4 protein-coding genes are annotated in these 4066 nt (G+C 70.7%); all 4 read right to left on the minus strand.

Annotated features, from left to right (window positions below):
- Positions 1-408, minus strand: a 408-nt coding sequence (locus tag AB0J09_RS58250; protein WP_360711757.1) for a protein kinase, incomplete at its 3' end; no start/stop codon positions are given.
- Between the two features lie 96 nt (positions 409-504).
- Positions 505-1347, minus strand: a complete 843-nt coding sequence (locus AB0J09_RS58255; protein ID WP_360711759.1) for a serine hydrolase — start codon at positions 1345-1347, stop codon at positions 505-507.
- 295 nt (positions 1348-1642) lie between these two features.
- Complete coding sequence (locus AB0J09_RS58260) at positions 1643-2659, minus strand: NAD-dependent epimerase/dehydratase family protein (RefSeq protein WP_360711762.1); 1017 nt, start codon at positions 2657-2659, stop codon at positions 1643-1645.
- A partial coding sequence (locus tag AB0J09_RS58265) for a carbonic anhydrase (protein WP_360711764.1) occupies positions 2656-4066 on the minus strand: 1411 nt, incomplete at its 5' end. The genes AB0J09_RS58260 and AB0J09_RS58265, both read right to left, overlap by 4 nt.

Here is a 4066-nt window from a genome sequence, read left to right on the forward strand (position 1 = left end):
GACGTTGGCCGCGTGGATCGCGGCCAGCGCGGTGGCGGTGCCGATGGCCAGCCGATCCAGCGCCGGGCCGGTGTGCGGGCCGTCATTCCGCACGGCCCGCTCCAGGGAGGGCCCCTCGACGAACTCGCTCATGATGTACGGGCGGTTGTGCTCGACGCCCGTGCTGAGTACGGCCGCGGTGCAGAACTGCGCCACCCGCTGGGCGACCTCCGCCTCGCGCAGGAACCGCTCGACGCTCTTCTGGTCGTCGGACCGCTCGAGGCGCAGCCACTTGATGGCCACGTACATGCCCATGGGGGTCCTGGCCAGATAGACGACGCCCTGCCCGCCCTCTCCGAGCTTGCCGAGCAGTTCCAGGCCGGCCAGCTCTGGGGGATCACCAGGCATCAGAGGGGTGAACGACGGCATGACAAAATATTGGACCAATGCCGTGGATCTACGGAATCTTACTTACGGACAGCTCCTCCAGAATATTTTTCGGTAGATGCAATGCGGCTGACGTGCTCAGGAGGCCTTGGCGAGGGCCTTGGTGACGAGCTTGGCGACGGTCTCGACAGCCTTCACCCCCACCCCCATCGAGCGGTGACGATCCGAGATGACGGCGATCAGGTACGTGTGCCCGCGGCTGCGGACCCGGCCGACGCTGTTGACCGTCCACCGCCCCCCGTCCCGGGGACGGGGCAGCCAGCCGTTCTTGAGCGCGACGCCCTTGCGCCCGGCAGCGCTGACGCCCCATGACTGCGCCCGCGTCACATCGCTCATGAGGCGCAGCACGTACCGGCGGTTCTTGGCGGAGAGCGGGCTCTTGGCGGAGGTGAGGGCGGTCATGAGACGCACCTGGTCGGTGGCGCTGGTCGTGGTCGCGCCCCACGCCCCTCCCGGGCCGGGCGCCGTGTCGCGCAGCCCGAGCTTCCTGTTGGCGGCGGCCAGGCCGGACGCCCCGCCGATCGCCCGCCACAGCGCCGATGCGGCGGCGTTGTCGCTCACCTTGATGGCCCGCGCCGCCAGACGCTTCTCCCCGGCGGTGAGGCCGCGGTGCCGGCGCTGGGCCCTGAGCAGCAGCGTGACCAGGATGTCGACCTTGACGATGCTGGCCGTGGCCATCCTGAGGCCGCGGTGGTAGGTGTAGGACAGGCCCGAGGACAGGTCGCGCACGGACACCGAGAGCCGGCCCGAGAGGTGGTTCACGTAGCGGTCGAGGGCGCGGGTCAACGACTTCTTGTACGACTTGCGCGAAGGCGCGAGGGCCGATGCCACGGCGACCGGACGGGGTGCGAGGAGGACGGCGGCGGGGCTGGAGGCAGGGGAGGGACTGCTCAGGGAGAGTGAGAAGAGCAGGGCAGCCACGGTGAGGAGGGACGCCGGCAGAGCCCGCCGGCGCCGCAGCGTCCCGGGCCGGGCTGCGAACGCAAGGGATAAAAGGGGCAAGGAACGCAAAGCCATGCGAGGCAGCATTGCGGCACAGCTGTTTCCTCTGTGTTAGCCGAGGTAAAAGGTGAGGGGCGGAAGCAACCGCACAGCCTCCGCCCCTCCGGCCCCTGGGAGTCAGGACCGACGCCGCGAGGAGCGCCATGGGCTACCTGGAGAACCTCGCCGGCGTCCGCGAAACTAACCCGCCCCCGGGCGCCACGTCTGCGGAGGATTACTCAGAACGGGCCGCCCACGCCGCGAGGATGGCGGCCTCCTTCTCCGGCGCCATCCCGTGCGTGGTCTTGACGCCGTAAACGCGCTCCTCCTCCGGGATCTCGCGGAGCCAGGCCCACGTGTCACGGACGATCTCCGCCACCGGACGCGTGCTCAGCCCCGCCGCCTCCGCCCTGGCCGTCGGCACGCTCCAGAAGTTGCCGACCTCCGCGGACGGCGGCCCACCCCACAGCGGCAGCTCCACGAACGCTCCGGCCCCCTGCTCCAGCAGGAACCCGCTGTCCACCCACACGAACTCCGCGTCCGACCCCGTCGACTCCTTGCAGAGACCGAGCCACTCGCCATAGGTGGTGTTGCCCGCGGGCCCCGTCACCAGGAAGGTGTCGGACGTGCCTCGCTCCGCGTGGTCGAGGGTGAAGATCGCCACGTCGCGCGCGTCCACGAGCTGCATCGGCGTGGCCGGGTCGCCGGGGGCCAGGACCCGGCCGCCGCGCGCGATCCTGCTCAGCCACCATGGCAGCCTGGCCACGTTCTCGTGCGGCCCCAGGATCAGGCCGGGCCGGACGATCAGCGCATTACCATCGAACCCCTGCTGGACCGCCCGCTCGCACCCCGCCTTCAGCACCCCGTAGTCGCCGTCGTCGGGCCCGGCGTCCGGCGCGCACGCCCATCCGGGCGTGTCCTCGGTGGCCGGTTCGCCGGGAAAGCCGTCGATGGCCGAGACGCTGGAGACGAAGGCGTACGTGCCGGCATGTCCGGACAGTGCCCTCGCCGACTCGCCCACGACCCGTGGCGTGTAGCCGGAGGTGTCGACCACGGCGTCCCACGACCGGCCGGCGACCAGCCGATCGAGGTCCGCGCGCACCTCCCGGTCGCCCCGCACGACCTCGGCGCCGGGCACGTCGGCCCCGCTCCGCCCCCTGTTGAACGTCGTCACCTCATGCCCGCGGGCCAGCGCCTCGACGACGACGGCACGACCCAGGAACCCTGAACCACCAATGATGAGAAGCTTCACGCACTCATTGTTCGCCCATCGTCGGCGTGCGATGGGTCTTCTTCACGCAGAGCGGAGCCCGTGGGGCGCAGCGGCGGCACGATGTGCACCCTCGCCGAGCCGATGTCGAAGAACAATCCCACCAGCTCCAGCTTCCCGGCCCGGACCTGCTCGTCGACCTTGCGGTAGGTGCGCAGGTTCTCCAGCTGCTGCTGCACGTTGACCCGGCACAGGACGTCCAGAGCGCCGCTGTGCAGCCGATCGCCCTCGGTCTCGATGAACGTGGCCAGGCTGTGGTTTCCGTGCCGCAGCCACCGTCTCAGCCCCGGCAGGCTGCCTGCCTGCACGCCTCCGCTGAGCACCCCCGCCATCGCGCCGCACCCGGAATGGCCGCACACCGTGATCGTGTGCACGCCCAGGACCTGCGTGGCGTACTCGATCGCCGCCACCACCGAGTCGTCGTGCGGCTCGGAGCCCCTGCGCGGCACCAGGTTGCCGATGTTGCGCACGGTGAACAGGTCGCCGGGGCCGCTCGCGGTGATCAGGCTGGGCACGATCCTGGAATCCGCGCACGTGATGAACAGGTGCGTCGGCTGCTGCTTACGGGCCAGCTCCGTGAAGATGGGCCGGAGCAGCGGCGCCGTACGCCGGTGGAATTCCCGCGCCCCCACCGTCAGCTGGCATTCCGCACCCGCGGAGCCCGGCGCCGCAGGGGGACGGCGGTGCCGGTGCGCCCACGGCAGCCACCAGCGGTCCGGCGCCTTGGGCGGCGACTTGACGGGGAACATGCGCGCCCCGCTGGCCGCCAGCGAGTACCACTCGTCGTGCAGCTCGTCGATGTCGATCGTGCCACCCATGCGCTCGTGGTCGAGCCGCCAGGAGTGGAGGGCCTCGAAGGCGGCGTTGTCCATGAAGTCGATGTTCAGGTCGAGGTCCACGTCGGCGCCGGGGGCGATGGTCCGCAGCTCGCGCGTCAGCCTGGGCACACCCAGGAACGTCAGCGAACCGGAGATCGTCACGTGCAACCGGCCGTCGCGGTCCTCCCGCTTCAGCACCGTGACCCAGGTCAGGCGGCGCAGCGCAAGCAGCGCGGCCAGAGCCAGCCCCGCCAGCACGCCTTCGGCGAGCCCGAGCAGGATCACGGCGAGCATCGTCACCACGTAGACGGGCACCTCGCCGTGGCCGTGCACCTTCCTGATGTGGGCCAGGTTCACCATCTGCACGCCGATGAACACCAGCAACCCCGCCAGCGCCTCCAGCGGGATCAGCTTGATCGTCCAGCCGAACCCGATCGCGAACACCAGCACCCACACCCCGTGCAGGACCGCCGACCAGCGGGTACGCGCGCCCGCCTGCACGTTCGCGGTGCTGCGCACGATCACGCCGGCCACCGGCAGGCCGCCGAGCGCGCCGCTGACCATGTTCGCG

It is taken from the genome of Nonomuraea sp. NPDC049784, from assembly GCF_040659615.1.
In the GTDB taxonomy this organism is placed as follows: domain Bacteria; phylum Actinomycetota; class Actinomycetes; order Streptosporangiales; family Streptosporangiaceae; genus Nonomuraea.